This window comes from Collinsella sp. AM20-15AC, assembly GCF_003471405.1.
Lineage (GTDB): Bacteria > Actinomycetota > Coriobacteriia > Coriobacteriales > Coriobacteriaceae > Collinsella.
In genome coordinates this window covers 441-748 of the sequence record NZ_QRJA01000073.1, presented here as the reverse complement: position 1 = coordinate 748, position 308 = coordinate 441, and the positions used below count along the sequence as shown (strand labels likewise).

The 308-nt window shown below is 69.2% G+C and carries 1 protein-coding gene; it reads right to left on the bottom strand.

Features of this window, described 5'->3' with window-relative positions; all coding sequences use genetic code 11:
* Window positions 1–308 (bottom strand): sugar phosphate nucleotidyltransferase (locus tag DW233_RS10515; protein ID WP_255413638.1); only part of this gene is annotated, 308 nt, incomplete at both ends.

Here is a 308-nt window from a genome sequence, read left to right as displayed (position 1 = left end):
TCGCGCGGGCTGTTGACGATCTCGCCGGCGGCGACCTTCTTCAGGTGCCGCCCGTAGACCGACTTGCCGTAGGCCTTGGCGGCCTCCTCCAGCTCGGCGGTCGTGATCCAGCCGTTCTCCCAGGCGATCTCCTCGGGCACGGACACGGGCAGGTCCTGGGAGTGCTCCACGGCGCGGACGAACTCCGCCGCCTCGTGCAGGCTCTCCATGGTGCCGGTGTCCAGCCACGCGTAGCCGCGGCCGAGGGTGACCACGGACAGCGTCCCCTCCTCCAGGTACATCTGGTTGAGCGTGGTGATCTCGAGCTC